The sequence below is a fragment of the Lonsdalea britannica genome (assembly GCF_002111595.1).
In the GTDB taxonomy this organism is placed as follows: domain Bacteria; phylum Pseudomonadota; class Gammaproteobacteria; order Enterobacterales; family Enterobacteriaceae; genus Lonsdalea; species Lonsdalea britannica.
This window is the reverse complement of record NZ_LUTN01000004.1, coordinates 165,734-183,446: the sequence shown is the minus strand read 5'-3', so window position 1 is coordinate 183,446 and position 17,713 is coordinate 165,734. Positions and strand designations below refer to the sequence as shown.

General features: G+C 53.5%; 17 protein-coding genes and 2 pseudogenes. 9 read left to right on the top strand and 10 right to left on the bottom strand.

What is annotated here, in order from left to right; all coding sequences use genetic code 11:
* Positions 1-450 precede the first annotated feature (450 nt).
* Complete coding sequence (alkB, locus tag AU509_RS05085) at positions 451-1,107, top strand: DNA oxidative demethylase AlkB (protein WP_094117804.1); 657 nt, start codon at positions 451-453, stop codon at positions 1,105-1,107.
* Positions 1,108-1,178: 71 nt separating this feature from the next.
* On the opposite strand, the gene ydfZ is transcribed toward alkB, so the two are convergent.
* The 5 genes from ydfZ to AU509_RS05060 all read right to left on the bottom strand — a co-directional run bounded on the left by ydfZ (position 1,179) and on the right by AU509_RS05060 (position 5,270).
* Positions 1,179-1,385, bottom strand: a complete 207-nt coding sequence (gene ydfZ / locus AU509_RS05080) for a putative selenium delivery protein YdfZ (RefSeq protein WP_085652234.1) — start codon at positions 1,383-1,385, stop codon at positions 1,179-1,181.
* A 174-nt stretch (positions 1,386-1,559) separates the two neighbouring features.
* Positions 1,560-2,759 (bottom strand): multidrug efflux MFS transporter, encoded by a 1,200-nt coding sequence (locus tag AU509_RS05075; RefSeq protein WP_085652233.1) that lies wholly within the window; start codon positions 2,757-2,759, stop codon positions 1,560-1,562.
* A 179-nt stretch (positions 2,760-2,938) separates the two neighbouring features.
* Positions 2,939-3,781, bottom strand: coding sequence for an NADPH-dependent 7-cyano-7-deazaguanine reductase QueF (gene queF, locus AU509_RS05070; protein ID WP_094117803.1), 843 nt, complete (start codon positions 3,779-3,781; stop codon positions 2,939-2,941).
* Positions 3,782-3,785: 4 nt separating this feature from the next.
* On the bottom strand, positions 3,786-4,655 hold the full coding sequence (locus AU509_RS05065; protein ID WP_085652231.1) for a queuosine precursor transporter: 870 nt from the start codon (positions 4,653-4,655) through the stop codon (positions 3,786-3,788).
* The gene (locus tag AU509_RS05060) at positions 4,656-5,270 is read right to left on the bottom strand and encodes a helix-turn-helix domain-containing protein (RefSeq protein WP_085652230.1); all 615 of its coding nucleotides are present in this window, start codon (positions 5,268-5,270) and stop codon (positions 4,656-4,658) included. It abuts the gene before it with no gap.
* Positions 5,271-5,955: 685 nt separating this feature from the next.
* On the opposite strand from AU509_RS05060, the gene AU509_RS05055 reads away from it, so the two are divergent.
* The 8 genes and pseudogenes from AU509_RS05055 (at position 5,956) to def (ending at position 12,666) form a co-directional block, all read left to right on the top strand.
* Positions 5,956-6,456 (top strand): TIGR00645 family protein, encoded by a 501-nt coding sequence (locus AU509_RS05055; protein WP_085652267.1) that lies wholly within the window; start codon positions 5,956-5,958, stop codon positions 6,454-6,456.
* A 213-nt stretch (positions 6,457-6,669) separates the two neighbouring features.
* A complete protein-coding gene (locus AU509_RS05050) occupies positions 6,670-7,191 on the top strand; it encodes a gluconokinase (protein ID WP_085652229.1) in 522 nt (173 codons plus the stop codon).
* A 12-nt stretch (positions 7,192-7,203) separates the two neighbouring features.
* Positions 7,204-9,005, top strand: a pseudogene (edd, locus tag AU509_RS05045) (phosphogluconate dehydratase).
* A 139-nt stretch (positions 9,006-9,144) separates the two neighbouring features.
* Positions 9,145-9,489 carry an MliC family protein gene (locus AU509_RS05040; RefSeq protein WP_176223452.1) on the top strand — a complete coding sequence of 115 codons (345 nt, stop codon included), beginning with the start codon at positions 9,145-9,147 and terminating at the stop codon, positions 9,487-9,489.
* A gap of 239 nt (positions 9,490-9,728) precedes the next feature.
* The gene (locus tag AU509_RS05035) at positions 9,729-10,475 is read left to right on the top strand and encodes a nickel/cobalt transporter (RefSeq protein ID WP_176223451.1); all 747 of its coding nucleotides are present in this window, start codon (positions 9,729-9,731) and stop codon (positions 10,473-10,475) included.
* Positions 10,472-10,708, top strand: a complete 237-nt coding sequence (locus tag AU509_RS05030) for a hypothetical protein (protein WP_176223450.1) — start codon at positions 10,472-10,474, stop codon at positions 10,706-10,708. The genes AU509_RS05035 and AU509_RS05030 overlap by 4 nt, the downstream gene beginning before the upstream one ends.
* Positions 10,709-10,910: 202 nt before the next feature.
* A complete protein-coding gene (locus AU509_RS05025; protein ID WP_094117800.1) occupies positions 10,911-12,158 on the top strand; it encodes a DUF2075 domain-containing protein in 1,248 nt (415 codons plus the stop codon).
* Complete coding sequence (gene def / locus AU509_RS05020) at positions 12,145-12,666, top strand: peptide deformylase (RefSeq protein WP_162896337.1); 522 nt, start codon at positions 12,145-12,147, stop codon at positions 12,664-12,666. The genes AU509_RS05025 and def overlap by 14 nt, the downstream gene beginning before the upstream one ends.
* Positions 12,667-12,762: 96 nt before the next feature.
* Here the strand turns inward: def and AU509_RS05015 are convergent, their stop codons facing one another.
* From AU509_RS05015 to AU509_RS04995, 5 genes and pseudogenes are all read right to left on the bottom strand, one after another.
* Positions 12,763-14,040, bottom strand: a complete 1,278-nt coding sequence (locus tag AU509_RS05015) for a histidine-type phosphatase (protein ID WP_085652223.1) — start codon at positions 14,038-14,040, stop codon at positions 12,763-12,765.
* A gap of 21 nt (positions 14,041-14,061) precedes the next feature.
* Positions 14,062-14,529 (bottom strand): annotated as a pseudogene (locus AU509_RS05010) (oligogalacturonate-specific porin KdgM family protein); the annotation flags it as partial.
* Between the two features lie 443 nt (positions 14,530-14,972).
* Positions 14,973-16,247: a cytosine permease gene (locus AU509_RS05005; protein WP_085653171.1), complete on the bottom strand. Its 1,275-nt coding sequence runs from the start codon at positions 16,245-16,247 to the stop codon at positions 14,973-14,975.
* Positions 16,248-16,424: 177 nt separating this feature from the next.
* Positions 16,425-17,114 carry a helix-turn-helix transcriptional regulator gene (locus AU509_RS05000; protein WP_085653170.1) on the bottom strand — a complete coding sequence of 230 codons (690 nt, stop codon included), beginning with the start codon at positions 17,112-17,114 and terminating at the stop codon, positions 16,425-16,427.
* A gap of 30 nt (positions 17,115-17,144) precedes the next feature.
* Positions 17,145-17,558 carry a GNAT family N-acetyltransferase gene (locus AU509_RS04995; protein WP_094117798.1) on the bottom strand — a complete coding sequence of 138 codons (414 nt, stop codon included), beginning with the start codon at positions 17,556-17,558 and terminating at the stop codon, positions 17,145-17,147.
* Positions 17,559-17,713: the final 155 nt, after the last annotated feature.

Sequence of the window (17,713 nt, the reverse complement as noted above, 5' to 3'; positions counted from 1 at the left end):
TTAGAGCGGTGCGTTTCGTGCTGCGACAAAAGTAATAGACGCTACAATGTTATGGTTTTATTTCCACGAGTGCTACGTATGCGGGGCACATTATTATTAATCTCCGTCATGTTTTCATGGAAAATAGCGATAGGCTTGTTTCATTCGGCGAGAATTCAGTCGGATGTACTCTGAAAAATAATATTTAAGTTAATTAATTTGTTTAATTTAAATAAATAAAATCAAGCGAGAACATGCGCCAGAAAATAAAAATACGCATTATAGCCCTGCATTTTCATTATTACTTATCCCCTAACATCTTCTTTTTTCTTCTATAAAATGATCGTAGTGGCGTGCATCCGGCATTGAAAACACGTGTGCTGCGCTAACGTCTACGCTTCATTTCAAGCCTGATTCTATTAGTCCTCGGGAGGTCGGGCAGAGCCACGCTGTACTCACAGAGGAATACGCATGAACTTCGATCTGTTTGCTGATGAACAACCTGAGCGCCGTACGGAGAAACTGGCGCCGGGAGCCGTGGTGCTGCGCGGTTATGTCTGGGACGAAGCCCGCACGTTATTAGACGGTATCCAGCAGGTGAGCGATTCCGCGCCTTTCAGACACCTGATCACCCCGGGCGGCTACAGCATGTCTGTGGCGATGAGCAATTGCGGTCCCTTAGGATGGGTGAGCGATGATCGAGGTTATCGTTACGATGCGTACGATCCGCTTTCTGGCCACCCTTGGCCCGATATGCCGCCTCTCTTTTATCCGTTAGCGACGGCCGCTGCCGAAGAGGCGGGTTTCCCGGGATTTCAACCCGATGCGTGTCTGATCAATCGATACTCATTGGGCGCGCGTTTATCGCTTCATCAGGATAAGGACGAGCGCGATCTTGAGCAGCCTATCGTCTCGTTTTCATTGGGGTTGAATGCCGTTTTTCTGTTTGGGGGACGAGAGCGTAGCGATCCCTGCCAGCGAGTTCTACTTTCTCATGGCGATGCGGTGGTCTGGGGTGGGGAGTCACGGTTATTTTACCACGCGATTCAGCCGCTGAAGCCGGGGCCATTACCCAGTGACATGCCGGGAGAATATCGGTTTAACCTGACGTTTCGCAGAGTTCGCTGAACGGAGGGCGAATACATGTTGGGATAGTTTTAAACGATCATCGGGCGTCAAATGCGCCCGATGGAGAACGATCAGGTACGCCCCAGTCGCATCAGTTCTTCCGGTGCAAAAAAGCCATTTACGCCCTGTAGTTCAACGCATTTGGCCTGACGGACGTCTTCACGTTTTAAGTTCTCCGCATGGATTGCGGCGATGGTACCGACCGTGCGGGAGCCATCTTGCATGACTCGGCAACCGGTGCTGAGCGGGTTTCTGTATCGATCATATGCGGTGTACATTTTTTGCCTCCTTTTGATGACAGACAACGCAACTGATCCTACTGCTAGGTATGGGGATAGACCATGATATTAGTATGGTTATGATTAATTGCTCTATTAATCCAAGGGTTTGTGACGGGACGCGTTAAAAACGGCAGAACGAACGCACATGAGTGGCGTTTGTTCTGTCGGTCATCAGGAGTTCGCGTTTTTAGGCAGCCGTTTGAAGCTGAAGATCAATTGAATTGCGTTAATGACAATCAGTAGCGATGTCACCAAAAAGACCCAGCGGTATCCCAAGGTGGCCGAAATGCCGGAGCCGAGCAGGGGGCCGACGACATTCCCCAGATACATACAGGACTGGTTGTAGCCAAAAATGCGTCCGGTGACCTGCTGGCTGCTGTATTTCACCAGCAGCGCCTGCACTGCGGGCAATAGCGCACCATCGGCAAAGCCCAGGATAAAGCGCAGGATCCCCAACTGGGTTGCGCTTTGAATGGTCGACATCAGGAAAAACAGCAGTGCACTGAACAACAGCGCGACGATAAGGATGCGCTGAGAACCGATGCGGTCACCCAGCTTGCCCAGTCGGGGCGCAGACATTAACGCCGATACCCCTGGAACGGCGGCAATGACCCCGCTGATAAAGGCGATATTCTCAATGTTGGGCGACAGCTCACGGATGAACAGCGTCAGTATCGGGCTAATCGAACCATTGGCCATCTGTATCATCATGGTGGTGATACAAAGGCTGACAATCAGCATCGGATAGGGCAGAGACGCGAAGACCGCCTTGCCGGACAGTCGGTCGGCTTTGCTGACTTTGACGAAATTCTCTTTAATGGCGAACAGCGTAATCAGGAAAGAGATAAATAGCAGGCCGGACGTCACGAAAAATACCGTTCGCAACCCCAAGTGGTCCGCCATGAATCCCCCCAGCATTGGTCCTATCAGCACGCCGGAGACTTGTCCGGTCGACAGTGTCCCCAAAGCCCAACCGCTTCGGGCACGAGGAACCTGAGAGGCGATCAACGCCATCGCGTTAGGGATATAGCCGGAAGTGAGCCCCATCAAGGCGCGAAGCAGGAACAGATGCCAGACGCTGGTCGCCATCCCTTGCAGCCCCATGACGATCGACATGCCGAGGGCGGCGCGCAGTAGCATCAGCCTGCGCCCTTTGCGGTCGGCCAGACTGCCCCACAGGGGGGCGACGATGGCGGAAATCATGAAGGAAGAGCTGAAAATCAGCCCAGACCACAGATTCAGAGACGCATGATCGTGAACGCCGAGTTGCTCGATATACAGCGGCAAAAACGGCAGGATCTGGCTCATGGCCATGCCGGTAAAAAAGCACCCTACCCAAGCGGAGAAGAGGTTAAGTTTCCATTTTTCCATAAGGTCAGGACATGAAGTTACTTAGACTGTGAATAGTCAGTATGGCTGTTTTACCCACAACGTGAAATGGTTTTTGTATATCAAAGAATAACAGGCAGGAGGAAGGAAGCACGAACCAGGAGGAAGCGAATAGGAAATGATGACGCCGCCTCTCCGGTCAGGATAGGCGGCGAGGAGCCTCACTGACGGACCAATCGGCCTACCGTATGGCTATCTTCGAAGTTACTGCGGAATGGGTTGATATCCAGACCGCCGCGTCGCGTATAGCGCGCGAAAACCGTCAACTTCTGCGGCTGGCAGTAGCGCTGAATATCATTAAAGATACGCTCGACACATTGCTCATGGAACTCATTGTGCTGGCGGAACGAGATCAGATAGCGCAGCAGGCATTCCGGATCGATTTTTTTTCCTTCATATTTTATCACTACGCTGCCCCAGTCCGGTTGGTAGGTCACCAGACAGTTGGATTTGAGCAGGTTGGAGCTCAGCGTTTCGCTCACCGTCGGCGCATTTTCGGCAACGGCGTATTTCAGATAATCCGGGTTGAATGAATAGTCGTTCACTTCGATATCCAGATCGTCAATGACGGTGCCCGGAAGACCGTCGATTTGCGCCGGATAGCCAGTCAGCCCAGGATAAATATTGACTTTAACTTGGCCTTGCGCGGCGGCGGAAAGATCGGTCACCAGCGTGGACAACAGCGTTTCGATATCGCGCATGCGCGTCTGGTTAAAGCTGTTGAGGTACAGCTTGAACGACTTGGATTCGATCAGGTTTACCGAAGAGGCGGGAACGTGGAATTCGGCAACGCCAACCATCGGTTTGCCTTTCTTGTTGAGCCACGACAGCTCAAAGGCCGTCCAGAGGTCATAGCCCGTGAAAGGCAGCTCGGCGTCGGTCAGGCCGACCAGCTCCCGCCCATTGGCACGAGGCAGCGCTTCCAACAGTTCCGGATCGTATTGATCGGGATAGCTGGAGCGAACGCCAAGATGGGTAATTTTATCTTTTTCCATGATATGCATAAGATCATTTCCTTGCCGGAGCGGCGTTGATATAGCTTCTGAACAGTTTCCGCGTGCCGTAAATCGGGCCGACGCCCAGCACTGCATAAACAACTTTAATCATGAATTGAGACAGGATCATGGTTTTGATCACGTCAAAACTCAGCACATTATAGAATGCCACGGTGCAGAAAATAACGCTGTCCACCGCTGATGCGGTAATTGTACTGGTGATGACGCGAATGAACAGATAGCGCGACTTCGTCATGATTTTGATTTTGTACAGAACGTAGGCGTTAACGTTTTCAGAAACCAGATAGGCGAGCGAAGACGCCACCAGCACCGCCATGATGCTGTGCACGATACCGTTGTAAGTATGATCGTATTCCCACTGCGGCAGCCCCGGGATCAGGCTGGTCACCCACAAGCCGAGAACGAACGCGAGGTTGGCGAAAAAAGTGATGAGGATCGTTCGCCTCGCCAACTTCAGCCCATAAAATTCGTTAAGGATATCCACGAGAATAAACGTAATGGGATAGACGAAAACGGCGGGCGGCACCACCATGTTGAGTGCGGGCACGAAGACCGGCTTCACCCCGGCAATGGTCGAGAAAATATAAATAACGCTCAGCGCGATGCTGATCAGCAGATAGGCGTGCCATGAGCGATCGTTGCGGTCGCTGATGTCGTAAACGGTCGTGATGTCTTTGCTGTTGTAGAGCTTTTTATATAAAGCATTGAGCTCATGACGGCTGAAATCATCTGAGATTTCGTTGTCCACGAGCTCTTTTAAATCCATGCTGATGGTTTTGCCTGTGGCCAGCACCATGATATTGGCTGACAATTCGCCGCTATGGTTAAATCCCAGTAGTTTAAACTTTCTGTTGGATTCCATTTACAGTCTTTCCTCTATGATATAGCCCAGCAGTTCTATATGGCTGGATCTTTTCCTTTCAAAGGATATGTTTCCCTCTGGTGGCTGAATAATAAAACCTTCTGCCTGCGAATAGCACAATGAGGGGGTATTAACTACCAGGGCCGGCGGACGCTTGATAATAATGACATCGTTCGGTGAGAATTGGTCATTGATAGCGGATTCAATCCTGACCGCTAACATATTTGACTCTTCGCCAAAGAAATAAGTGAGCGGATATTGAATCGCCAGTTGACCTATTTTCTTATCTTGTGATGCTAATAAATCAGATTGAGGAATAATAGGAATCGCAGCCGGATTTTTATTACCCTCGTAGGAAATGGTATTATTAAGCTGTTCGATCTTTTCCAGATCGTAATCTTCTATTTCTTCACACGACAGGCCGAAAAAATCGGAAATACGATTCACGGTAGATTGCTGTACGTTGTTCACGCGCCCATCGAGAATTTTGTAGATAGTCGTGCGGGTCACACCGGTACGGTTTGAAAATGAGGCTTTGGTTTCCCCGCGAGTCCGCATCAAATATTCAATATTCTTGATGATGTTGGTTTTACGTTGAGCATTCGTTGTTTTCATAGACATCCTTTACGCAATAACACCTCTTACCCGTTTATCTTACGCTAAAACAGCATTTGTCCGCATCCAGAGGGGCGTAATTTCTTGTCGAATTCAGCGGTTAAATCATCATACAAAAGCCTTAATCGACACACTCTCCCTGTCATTATTTTTGGTTTGTTGAAAAGTGAACACTAAAGCTCGTTTTACGTCAACTTATCTGTTGACTAAACGTTTTTTGCTGCGTTAATGTTTAAAAAGCTCAGATAGATACTCACGATGCATAATGCTGTTATGTATTTATGATAGTCATTATTGATTAAATAACTATTGCCGTGATTTCTTTATTCGAGACAGAGTCATTCTAATTCCAACACCAGGGAACTTAGGTAGGAATGAATGAAGGAAATATCATTCAAGATCCATTGACCCGATATCATTAGCCATGCCAATCATATTGCCGCGTTGCCGTAAACATCTGGCGGCGCGGCAACATGATTGTTCGTCGCTCAACGCTTATCCTTTCCTCCCTCGTCTTCTCTCTGTTAGCCTTAATTCTGCGAAGTCCAGGGTGGATGCCAGTGGTGCGCCGCTCTATCGTGATTCGCCGGTCACCCAAGAGGCGCACATTCGTTCACAAGGAAGTAACACCGAAACGCGAATTTTCGCTATCATGCTTCCTTTCTACCTGCGACTGATGAGTACTATGGAACGTTTTCTTGAGAATACGATGTACGCCGCCCGGTGGCTGTTGGCTCCGGTTTATCTTGGTTTATCGCTGGGACTGCTGGCGCTGACCATCAAGTTTTTTCAGGAGATCTGGCATGTTCTGCCCAACATTTTTTCCGTGGCGGAATCTGATCTGGTCCTGACGCTACTGTCGCTGGTGGATATGACACTGGTGGGTGGTTTACTGGTCATGGTGATGTTTTCAGGCTATGAAAACTTCGTCTCGGCCCTCGATATTGACGAGGGCAAAGAGAAACTGAACTGGCTCGGCAAGATGGACTCCGGTTCACTGAAAAACAAAGTGGCGGCCTCTATCGTCGCAATCTCTTCTATCCATTTACTGCGCGTGTTTATGGATGCCCGCAATGTCGCCGACAACAAGCTGATGTGGTACGTAATTATCCATCTGACTTTTGTGCTGTCCGCATTCGTGATGGGCTATTTGGACCAGCTGTCGCGCCGGGACAAAGACCACTAACCCCTGGCGCGCCAACGTTTGACCGTCACGCAAGCCCTCGTCCACAGGGTCAGGCGCGTTCGCCGCGGCGGACCGCCTCTGTGGCGCGCGAGTCCTCTCCAGGTCATTTTGAGCGTTTTGTCACAACTCTATATTGTTACCGGTAACATGTTACCGGTAACGGTGCTACGATTATTGACATAACCGTTTTTATTCGATGGGTGGAGAGGAAGTATGGCGGGTCAAAGCTTTATTCTGATGGGCGTGTCCAGTACGGGGAAATCATCAGTCGGCGAAGCGCTGGCGAAGGCTATCGGCGCCAAGTTTATCGACGGCGATGATTTGCACCCGCGCAATAATATCCTGAAAATGGCGGGGGGAGACCCGCTAAATGATGATGATCGCGCCCCGTGGCTGGAGCGTATCCGCGATGCGGCCTTCAGCCTTGAACGAAAAAATGAAACCGGCGTTATCGTCTGTTCGGCCCTGAAAAAGAAATATCGTGATCAAATCCGCTCGGGTAACGAGCATGTCACCTTTATCCATCTTTCCGGCTCCTTCGAACTGGTTCTGGCTCGCATGATGGCCCGCGAAGGCCATTTTATGCCTGCGGCGCTCTTAAAGAGCCAGTTCGATACTTTGGAAGTACCGGGGAACAACGAACCCGATGTGATCACGGTCAGTATAGATGGCAGTTTTGATGACGTAGTGAAGCGCTGCGTCATGGCGGTACGTGGGAGAGCGTGCCGTGCTTAAACGGAGGAATGAATGAATAACAATAAAGTTATTGAGCAAGTCACACGTCGTATTTTGGAGCGCAGCGAGGCGTCTCGCCGCCGCTATCTGGCGAAAACGGAAGCTCAGGCGGCGCAAGGTAAAACCCGTAGCCACCTGTCCTGCGGCAATCTTGCGCATACGGTCGCCGCTTGCCCCACCAGCCAGAAAGGCGCGATTCTGGATTTTACCCGCGTCAATGTCGGCATCATCACCGCCTATAACGACATGTTGAGCGCCCATCAGCCATACGGCACTATCCCGACAAGATGAAGAAAACGCTGGCTGAAATGGGCCACAGCGCGCAAATCGCCGGCGGTGTTCCAGCGATGTGTGATGGTGTGACGCAGGGACAGGATGGTATGGATCTGTCACTGTTCTCGCGCGATCTGATCGCTCAGGCGACGGCCGTTTCGCTGAGCCACAACACCTTTGATGCGACGCTGCTGTTAGGCATCTGCGACAAAATCGCGCCCGGCCAGCTGATCGGCGCGCTGTCGTTTGGCCATTTGCCTTCGGCTTTCGTCCCATCCGGTCCGATGTCCGCGGGCATCAGCAACGATGAGAAAGTGAAAGTACGCCAGCAGTACGCCGCGGGTGAAGTCGGTAAGGCCGCGTTGCAGGACATGGAGTGCAACGCATATCACTCGCCGGGCACCTGCACGTTCTACGGCACGGCCAACACGAACCAGCTGGTGTTTGAAGCGATGGGGCTGATGTTGCCCGGTTCTTCTTTTGTCGCGCCGAACGATCCGCTGCGAGCGGCCCTGACGGATAAAATTACCGCGCATATCGTCACTCAGGCCGACAACGGTACTCAATACCGACCGCTGTCGCGCGTCGTGGACGAAAAATCCATTGTTAACGGATTGGTCGCTCTGCTGGCTTCCGGCGGAAGTACCAACCACTCCATCCATCTGGTGGCGGTGGCCGCGGCGGCCGGTTACATCCTGACCTGGGATGACATCGAAGAACTGTCTCAGGTCGTGCCGCTGCTGGCGAAGATGTACCCGAACGGTCCGGCTGATATCAATGAATTCCAGCAGGCGGGCGGCGTCCCAACGCTGATGAAAGCGCTGGCGGAGCGCGGTCTGCTGAATATGGACGCCACGCCGGTCTATGGCCATATGGAAGACTACCTTTCAACGCCGCGATTGCAGAATGGCGAAGTGGTTTTCGAACCTGCGGCAGACTCCTCCAACCCCAACGTCATTTCCCTGCCTGGCACTCACTTCAGCGCACAGGGCGGCCTGAAAGTCTTGGATGGCAACCTGGGGCGTGGCGTCATCAAAGTCAGCGCCGTTGCGCCGGAATATCGCTTCATCGAGGCCCCGGCCCGTGTCTTTGAATCTCAGCACGATGTGGAAAAGGCTTACCACGCCGGCGAGTTTACGCAAGACGTCGTGATTGTCGTGCGCCATAACGGTCCTGCCGCTAATGGTATGCCGGAGCTGCATAAGCTGATGCCGGTGATGGGCAACCTGATGAAGTCTGGACTGCGTGTTGCGCTGGTGACGGACGGTCGTCTGTCCGGCGCATCCGGTAAAGTGCCTGCGGTGATCCATCTTTCGCCGGAGGCCCAACGTGGCGGCCCGCTGTGCCGAATCAGCAATGGCGACGTTATTCGGGTCGATGCGGAGGCGGGGCGTATCGACGTTCAGGCCGATCTGTCCGCGCGCTCGGAAACGCATCCGGAGCTGGCGCCTGAGCATCTGGGGTCTGGCCGCGAGCTGTTCTCGGTGTTCCGTCAGGTGGTATCCAGCGCCGAGCAGGGTGCCTCTATCTTCAGCTTCTAACGCCTTAGCTGCGTAAGGCGGGATACGGTCGCTCTGGCCGGATGACGGTGGCCGATCGGGTCCTTGTGTCATCCGGCCTTTTTTGTGCGTATTTCCTGGGAATTGCTATATTTTTTGCAGGCTTCCTAAGGAATTTATGATGAAAAAATCAATTATTTTGGCATTGGTCGGCGGCGCGGCGTTAACCGCCTGCCACTCCAACGATCCCGCTGAGTTCATGGTGCCCGGCAATGAGCAGATGGAAGTGTCGAAACAGATGTATGTCTGTGACGACGGTTCAAAACTGGGGGTGATGTATTACAGTAACGAGCCCAATCATGCGGCGCTGGTTAATATCCCGGATAAAGGCAAAATCTTGATGGTTAACGTGCCTGCGGCCAGCGGAGCCCGCTATGTCGGCAACGTCTACGAATGGTGGACCAAGGGCGATAACGGGACATTGAAACAGGTCATCGAAGATAAAAACATCGAGTGTCATAAATAAGGCGAGACCTCGGTGATGAGGTCACGTCATCGTCGGACCACGCTGTCCGCCATACTGTGCCGTTTCCTATCGCGACCGGCCCGGTCGTGATGGCCACGCGGTTTTCGAACGGGTCACCGCCGCGAGAACGGCACGCCTGACCGCCCCCGTCTTGACATGCCTTTTTTGCCTCTGACGTGATTTCTTGCGGCGATCGGCCTATGATCCCGTCGGGAAAATTCAGGCGGAGGCTGATAAGGATGTCAGGAAAACAGCGGGTGATGTGCGGTATCGCCGCCATTTTGTTTATTGCAGTGATCGCGACGATCGTGAGTTATTGGTCCGATTTCCTTTCCGCGATGTTGGCGATACAGATCTCTCTTCATCGCTATCTGGTGGGATATCTACTGCAGCTTGGGAACCAACACGTGGGCTATGGCGTATTGTTGCTGGCCGCCAGCTTCACCTACGGCGTACTGCATGCGGTCGGCCCCGGCCATGGCAAATTCATCATCACCACCTACCTCAGCGTCTCTCATGAAAACGCCTCTTCCGCCAGAACCATTGCCTTTCTTGGCGCGATGACGCAGGGCCTCGTGGCTATCTTTTTCGTGTATTTGTTGGTGATTTTCCTGAACGTGTCGATGGGCGACCTCAGCCTAAGCCGCTGGTATATGGAAAAAATCAGCGCGCTGTACATAGGGGTGATTGCGGTTTTGATGGTCGTAAAAGCCGTACGCGGAAGGCGAATTCGTCCGACCATCCATCGTTGTACGCCTGTGCCCTCGGGGGAGTCGTCCGTGCTGGCGCGGCCTCATGCGCGCCTGTCTGCCGAGCCTGCGGCCTGCTGCGGACATCATGCCGTTAACTCGACGGCGGTGCCGCGTGACCTGCCGTCGGCGCTGGCCATGATTGCAGCCATCGGCATTCGGCCCTGCACCGGCGCGATAATGATTCTGGCGTTTGCCAATGCGGTCGGCTGCTTCAACTGGGGCGTGGGCGCGTGATGGCGATGGCCCTGGGAACGGCGTTGGCGATTTGCGCGCTGGCGACGTGGGTCATTCGTTCGCGCGATCGGGCATCGTCCTTGTATCAGCGCGCGCGCCATCCGTTGTTTGCCAAGCTGCGGCCCGGGCTGCTGGCGGCCTCGGGCATGCTACTGTTCCTGTTTGCGATCCTGCTGTTCTCCTCCACCTTGCCAGCGAACGCTGTCGGCGACGCGCTTAACAACGGTTGCTGAGCGTACGCTCCCTCGAAAGGGGGAGATGAAACGGGGGCGGACGTCTTCGAGGTTGTCACCCCTTTGCCAGCATGTTTTCATTAGACGTCAACGGCAAGCGTGCTCTATTCCTTTTGGAAATTAGGCAATGCCAGTGACGGGCGCTCCTCTGCCGCTTTTCGCGGGGTGAAGAGCCGACTTACTCTCAGGTTATTCCAACGTTATGTCTCAGATGAATCGGGCGAGCTTTAAGCTCTCGCCAGAAAAAACGCTGTCGGATGAGCAGCTTGCGCTCAAGCAGCGCGTGGAAGCCTTTCTCTGTCAGCATCGTCGCGCCTCTCAGGCATGCTTCGTGATTCAGGGGGAGGCGGGTACCGGCAAAAGTGTGTTTCTGCACGCGCTATTCGCCGATCTACAGCGTGACGCGCGCCAGCGGCCAGACCATCCGTTGTACGGCAGCGAAAATGTGTTGCTCGTCAATCATCCCGAAATGCTCAAAGCCTATAAAAACGCGTCAGAGGGGCAATCCGCCCTTCGCAAAAAAGATTATGAGCGCCCGACGACGTTCATCAATCGCCTGCATAAACGCGAAGACAAGGTGGATATCGTGCTGGTGGATGAAGCCCATTTGCTGCTGACGCGCAGCGATCGCTACAACCACTTTGTTCAGGACAATCATCTGGAAGAGATTTTGCGCCTCGCCCGCTGCGTGGTGCTGATTTTCGACGAACAGCAGGTACTGAAATCCAAAAGTCTGTGGCGAGAAGGCGATCTTGAGCGACTGATCGCCCACGGCCCGCACGAAGTCCATCTGTTACGGCATCAGTTCAGGATGAAGGCCGCCACGTCGGTGCAGCGCTGGATTGGCCAATTCTGTCAGCGAGAACTGCGGCCTTTACCCGTGGCTGCGCCCGGCGAGCCGCCGTTTGAGCTAAAGATCTTCGACGACGCGCAGGCGATGTACACGGCGATCCGGCAGCGTAACGCCGACAGCGGACTGTCGCGAATGCTATCGACCTATGATTACCCCTATCGGTTGGACGGGCAGGATCACTTCATCGAAGAGGGCGCTTTCCGGCTGCGCTGGGATCGCTCGAAGCCGAACGAGCGCCAGCCGTGGGCGGAGCGGCAAGATACCATCGACGAAGTGGGCTCGGTATACACGGTGCAGGGCTTTGATCTCAACTATGTTGGGCTGATTCTGGGACCGTCGGTATCCTGGGATGCAGAACGCCGTGACATCGCCATCGACCCGTCCCGTTATGAGGACGGCGCGGCGTTTCAGGGAACCGGGCGTCTCGACGATGCCGAGGCGGTAAAAGTGCGTATCATGCTCAACGCCATCAACGTGCTGATGACCCGTGCGATTGATGGACTCTATATTTACGCTCACGACGCGGAACTGCGTCGCCAACTGCTTCTTTTACAGCGTGAAGCGGCAACCAATGGAGAAAATCATGTCTGCCAATGAACTGGTGTGGATTGACGATCCGCGCATGAAAAAGGTGTCTCAGAACGTCGAGGTCATCGATGCTTCCGTCAACGCGCTGGTGGAGCGAATGTTCGCCGTTATCGAAAGCATGAACGATTCAGGGCTGGCGGCGATTCAGTTGGGGATCCCGCAGCGCATCGTGGTGATCGATATGGATGACGAACACGGCGTGCGCCAGCGTTTGGCGCTGATCAACCCGGAGGTGGTGGAACGGTCGGAGGAAACGACCTCGCATCTCGAACTCTGTTCCTCCATCCCGCAGCATCCGCTGCCTGCGGAACGGGCTCAGCGCGTACGCGTGGCTTATACCGATCTGGATGGCGTGCGTCAGGCGATAGAGGCGGGTGGGGCGTTGGCCGTGTGTCTCCAGCATGAAATCGATCATCTGGACGGTCTGTCGCTGATCGATGAGCTGTCCGATCTGAAACGTAACCGCATTCGAACTCAGTTGGCAAAGCTGCGTCGTAAGCTCGCGCCGCGCAGTTAATACCGAGCCGTTCAGCCCCTCGTCGTGATGACGAGATGATAGAGAGCCAGAATGATGAGATCACGGGTGAGAAAAGCACCCGTGATGAGTGCAAACCTAGTGGAACAGCGGTTGCGGAGACGTTATACCCGCGACCTGAGAGCGCGTCATTTTCTCGACGATGTGGTCCAGCGGGCAGAGCCAACCGACGGCGGTTTGCTGGCAGTGACTATCGTGATACTCCTCGATGAGCGGCGGCGCGTCTGGCGTCAGCGGGCTGAGATGACGCCACTGATCCAGCGACATGGCGCTAAACGTCAGCCGCACATAACGCTCACCGCTGTGGGTGTCTCGGTAGCGCTCGAACGCCAGGCTGCCCCCCGGCGGGATATCGTTGCGCGGATAGTCGCCCAACTGCCAGTTCATCTGCAACATGGTCTGGATCTGCGCGATATTGGTGTCATGGCCGACGAACATGACCAGCGGCGCTTTCAGGCTAGGGTTTTCGGGGGCGGATGCCGTTGTTCCCGCGGTGATCGCCGCGGCCAACTGAGACATCAGCAGCGTCCCGCCGTGTCGCGCCAGCTCGGGGGTATCGCTGACCAAATCGTATTTAGCCGCGTGCAGCGCCATCAACGCCGCGACCTCGCGGGCATTACGAGCGTGGCCGAACGCCACCTGGGACAGCGGCAGCCCTTCGCTATACTGCAATCGGATAGTTTCTCCTATCGTCGATCCCGGCGACAGTGGGCCTTTGAGCGACACGCCGTGCTCTTTCTCCACCAGCTTCCACGGGGCGTTGAGGAATTCGCAGGACGACGGCGTGTCCGCGCAGACTGCCGCGCGTAGCAGCGCGATGGCGGGCTGATAGCGTTTATTCAGATCGTCTGCACCGCCGGTTCGCGTCGTGATCTGCTGTTTGACGATCTCTTTATTTGGCTGGCTCAGGCCCATATCCACGCTTTGAAACAGCGGATCGCGCTTCTCCTGTGTGCTGCCCGCCGCGAGTCCACACCCCGGAAACATGCCGTCGAGCAGCGCTTGCGCCGTGGCGCGCGTTCTTTGTAACGGGCTGGACCAGGCAAAGACCTGTTCCGGCGGCGGACATGGCGCACCAATGGGCAGACCGGCTTCACGCCAGCGGGCGATCTGATAGGCGCCCTGATGGAGAAGACCGGCATAACCGTGGCCGGAAAGATGACCGTCCTGTACCGTCCATTCGGGCCACGTTTTACCGGTCGCTTTGTTCAAGGCATCGGTGTCCGTCTGCGGACGGACGCCGTGACGGCTTAGTGTAACGACATGCTCCAGCGTAAATGGCGTCTTGGGTTCGGCCATCAACGGAAAGGTGGTCATCAGCGCCAGCGTGGCGGCGCCCCATTTGAAAATAGTCATAGCGAATCATGAACCTTATGATTAAAACGTGTATTTAAATCCGGTCGCGTAAGTCGTTTGCCGTTTATCGCTGCTTTTTGACACGGATTCATTGGTCACCTCAAGAACGTATTGCCAGTGGGTCAAGAATTTGATTTTCATTTCGACCTCATGTTCGTAGTCGGTGTTTCGTTTAGCGAAAATAGGCTGATCGCTAAAATAACGAGAATATTTATAGGAGAGTGCCGCTCGGCTGAATTTATATTTTGCGCCGACATCGATCCGGTGAGTGTGCTTGGTCGGTTTGTCATCGTAATCTGTTATTTCGTAGCGATAACGCGTCGCAAGCGCAATATTATCGACCACAATCCATTCCGCGCTTAATGACGGTTTCCAGGTTTGTTTGTCATCGTAAATGCTCGACGTCAGGCCGGGTGTCAATGTCACCGAAGGGGAAACCGCAAACGCGTAATCGACGCCGAACTCCGTTTTATCTTTACGCAAGTGGTTGAATGCCTTGCCGGCTGAACCTCCGACGACTCACGCGGATGCGTTTCCCACTCCGCGGACAGCCCCAGTCCCTGACTGAAACGATGTTCAATACCCCATTTATCGCTGCGGGTTCGGGAGACATCGCTGAATTCATGTTTCCAGAAAAGAGAGACCGCCTGAGATTGAAAAGGCATCACGCATAAAGGTATGAATAAAATATGACGTAAAAACATTAATCATCGCCGTTTGTGCTAAAAGTGCTGCGAATATAGGGATGCGACATGACATAAAAATGAATGTTATTTATCGCCTGGACAATGAAATGAAATTTTATTAGATAAGAGAGAAGTCAATATGCTCCTATAAAATAAAATGCTATTTATCTCATGATGAAGAGATTGTCATTCTACCGACGGCGTGGCGTTATTTTTGCCGTCGGCAGAATAGATCAGCTATTGCGCTTAAGGCAGGCGCGTCGCCTTCTTAAGTACGATGTAAAGCACGCTGGCGACGACGAGTGAATTAAAGGCGGGCACGCCCCATTCAACGTTCAGGCCCACGCCGCTGCCGATAATACTGGCGATGATAGCCGCCCAACCGACCGCTGGCGTGGCGGCCGCATCCGGCAACCGACCCGCTTTGCGGCTGGCATCCAGCAGCGTTCTATGGCTGCGCAGCAGATAATAGTCCACCAGCATGACGCCGATAATCGGCGGGAAAACCACGCCTAACAGCGTCAGAAAATCGACAAAACGGTCCAGAATACCGAGCACCGACAGCAGCGTGCCGATCAGGCCAATGACCAGCGTGATGGACATGTAGCTGAGCTTTTTGCCGGTGATCCCTTCAATGGCGTTCGCCAGCCCCAGCGAAGAGGAGTAGAGATTGATATCGTTGATTCTCAGCGTGGAGAACACGACGGCGATCAGCCCAATCCCACCGGCCATCTGCGACATAATGGTCACGACATCTGCCGTATTCAGCGCTCTGGCGATCAGAATCGCGAGACCGTTAACGATAAATTCGCCGACGATAATCGACAGGAGGGTCATCCAGAAAACGTGGCGGCCTTTCTGCGAATAGCGGGTCATATCCGGCGTAATCAGGCTGGCGACGATACATCCCCCGACGACCATCGTCGCCCCGGCGTTTATGGAGACGGACTCGGAAGGGATAGAGTCAATCAGCGCGTAAAGCGAATGGCCCGCCAGCGTTTGGGTGGAGATGTAGGCGACAATACCAATAAACAGCGGGACGGCGATACGGGCGGTATAGCGCAGGGCTTTGAAACCGAAGGCGACCAGCAGCGTCAGCGCTACGCCCGACAGGGTGGCGGATCCGACGAAGCCCAGCTTGTCGTTAAGCGCGAAGTTGAGCGCCCGCGCAAACACCGCGTTCTGTACGCCGAACCAGCCGAGCAGGCTGATGGCAATGACCACGCCCATCAGTACCGCTCCCAATCGGCCGAATCCGCACCACCGCGCCAGCAGGCTGCCGGACAGTCCCTCCTGCATACCTGCGTAGCCCAGACCGACGGTGACAATACCGAAAATGAGGCTGCCGATGGCGATAGCGGTAAAGGCTTGCCCCAGCGTCATTGAGTGGCCTAGCACGGCGCCGAGCATGAACTGGTCCAGTGCGGTCAGCATACCGATGTGCACCAGCGCGATATTGAAAAAAGGCAGTCTTGCCGAGAGGGGAACCCGGCTCACCGGGTAATCGTCTATTTTTTCCATGTCTTCCTTGGTCCTTGTGGTTAATCGCCCATTCCCGCAGGCGCGTCCGGGTTAACGTCAGCGAATGTCACACACGAGTCCCGACTCGTCGAACGGTTGTGGGGGGACATTCCGCTCTGAGACAATCTACATATCCCGGGCTACACGAGCGGTGAACTCGCCCCATGCGGTCTGGCGCTAAATATATTGGATGCCTTTCACGAGCAGGCTGGGCGGAATGTATTTATCCAATCCCGTGTGATAACAAAACGCTTTAAATTGATGCAGTGAATGCACGTCGGCTTTTTGGTAAATGCTATATATTCTATTTTCAACAGTTTTGTAGGCGAGGTTGGTTTTTCTGGCGATCTCCTTTCCCGAAAACCCCTGTAGGATTAGAAAAATCATTTCCAGTTCCGAGGGCGTAAATAAACTGTTTTCGACGTGGGTAATGAGCGTGGAAGGTGCCTTCTTATCGATATAAACCAGAGGGGAGAGCGTCGTCAGGGGCTTGGCGTTCCACATGGTGCCAATACAGCGTTTCTTGACGTCGAAAATAGGGATTTTTTCGCTGACGAACGGCGAGAGAAACGGGTCGCCATTCCAATAGTGCGTTTCGATGACGGCGACGCTTTTCTTGCTGTGCTCTGTTCGTCGATCGTGCTCTATAAAGTCTTCCGACATTTCCGCCCATTCGGCGGGGAATTCGGCATCCAGTTTCCCCTCAAACTCAAAATGGGCGGGCGTATTGGTATACGTCAGGGCGGCTTTATTCATATAAATATGTCGCGAAGCCAGGTCTTTGATTCCCCAGGGTTCGTGCAATGCTTCCATCACGGTAATCAGACCGCCGATATAGCGACTAATATCCTCTGTTTCTGGTGGCATCCTGGCCTCCTTTCAAGACGAATTGATAACTTATTGAAATTCCTTGTGGAGATAATGACGCGTAAATTGGTGAGCGTAGCCGGGGAGGTGGCCGTACTCCCGATAACCGAGCTTCTCGTAAAATCCCTTGGCCTGAAAACTGAAAGTATCGACATAGGCCATATAACAGCCGCGTTTTTTCGCTTCCGCCTCGGCCTGCTGCATCATTTGGCGACCTAAACCGGCCTGACGATACGCCTCGCCGACCCACAGAAATTTGATTTCCAGCGCGTCCCACCAGGTGCTTGCCACCAGCCCGGCGATAATTTCATTATTGTCGTTGGTGAACGTTAAAAAGAGAGGATGAATATCTCCTTCCTGAAATTGTTTATTGTGTTGCAATAAACTTTGAATAACAAATTCCTCATCCTGAGGGTTGGGAGTGTCGGTAATATTTAACTTCATTATTGTTATGCTCCTGCTTTTTAATAAAGGTTATGTCGCATCCGGGCGAGCGCTGATCTTTAGCATAAATTAATTTTTGTGACAAGAGCGGTTTTTACTCATTCATCGTTCGGGGGAATCGGTTAGGTTAATTCGGGTTTTATGCAAGGAAAACG

Bases quoted from the DNA above. Each gene is read 5' to 3' on its own strand.
- alkB (WP_094117804.1), top strand. From the start codon at position 451: ATGAACTTCGATCTGTTTGCTGATGAACAACCTGAGCGCCGTACGGAG.
- ydfZ (WP_085652234.1), bottom strand. From the start codon at position 1,385: ATGTACACCGCATATGATCGATACAGAAACCCGCTCAGCACCGGTTGC.
- AU509_RS05075 (WP_085652233.1), bottom strand. From the start codon at position 2,759: ATGGAAAAATGGAAACTTAACCTCTTCTCCGCTTGGGTAGGGTGCTTT.
- queF (WP_094117803.1), bottom strand. From the start codon at position 3,781: ATGCATATCATGGAAAAAGATAAAATTACCCATCTTGGCGTTCGCTCC.
- AU509_RS05065 (WP_085652231.1), bottom strand. From the start codon at position 4,655: ATGGAATCCAACAGAAAGTTTAAACTACTGGGATTTAACCATAGCGGC.
- AU509_RS05060 (WP_085652230.1), bottom strand. From the start codon at position 5,270: ATGAAAACAACGAATGCTCAACGTAAAACCAACATCATCAAGAATATT.
- AU509_RS05055 (WP_085652267.1), top strand. From the start codon at position 5,956: ATGGAACGTTTTCTTGAGAATACGATGTACGCCGCCCGGTGGCTGTTG.
- AU509_RS05050 (WP_085652229.1), top strand. From the start codon at position 6,670: ATGGCGGGTCAAAGCTTTATTCTGATGGGCGTGTCCAGTACGGGGAAA.
- AU509_RS05040 (WP_176223452.1), top strand. From the start codon at position 9,145: ATGAAAAAATCAATTATTTTGGCATTGGTCGGCGGCGCGGCGTTAACC.
- AU509_RS05035 (WP_176223451.1), top strand. From the start codon at position 9,729: ATGTCAGGAAAACAGCGGGTGATGTGCGGTATCGCCGCCATTTTGTTT.
- AU509_RS05025 (WP_094117800.1), top strand. From the start codon at position 10,911: ATGTCTCAGATGAATCGGGCGAGCTTTAAGCTCTCGCCAGAAAAAACG.
- def (WP_162896337.1), top strand. From the start codon at position 12,145: ATGTCTGCCAATGAACTGGTGTGGATTGACGATCCGCGCATGAAAAAG.
- AU509_RS05015 (WP_085652223.1), bottom strand. From the start codon at position 14,040: ATGACTATTTTCAAATGGGGCGCCGCCACGCTGGCGCTGATGACCACC.
- AU509_RS05005 (WP_085653171.1), bottom strand. From the start codon at position 16,247: ATGGAAAAAATAGACGATTACCCGGTGAGCCGGGTTCCCCTCTCGGCA.
- AU509_RS05000 (WP_085653170.1), bottom strand. From the start codon at position 17,114: ATGCCACCAGAAACAGAGGATATTAGTCGCTATATCGGCGGTCTGATT.
- AU509_RS04995 (WP_094117798.1), bottom strand. From the start codon at position 17,558: ATGAAGTTAAATATTACCGACACTCCCAACCCTCAGGATGAGGAATTT.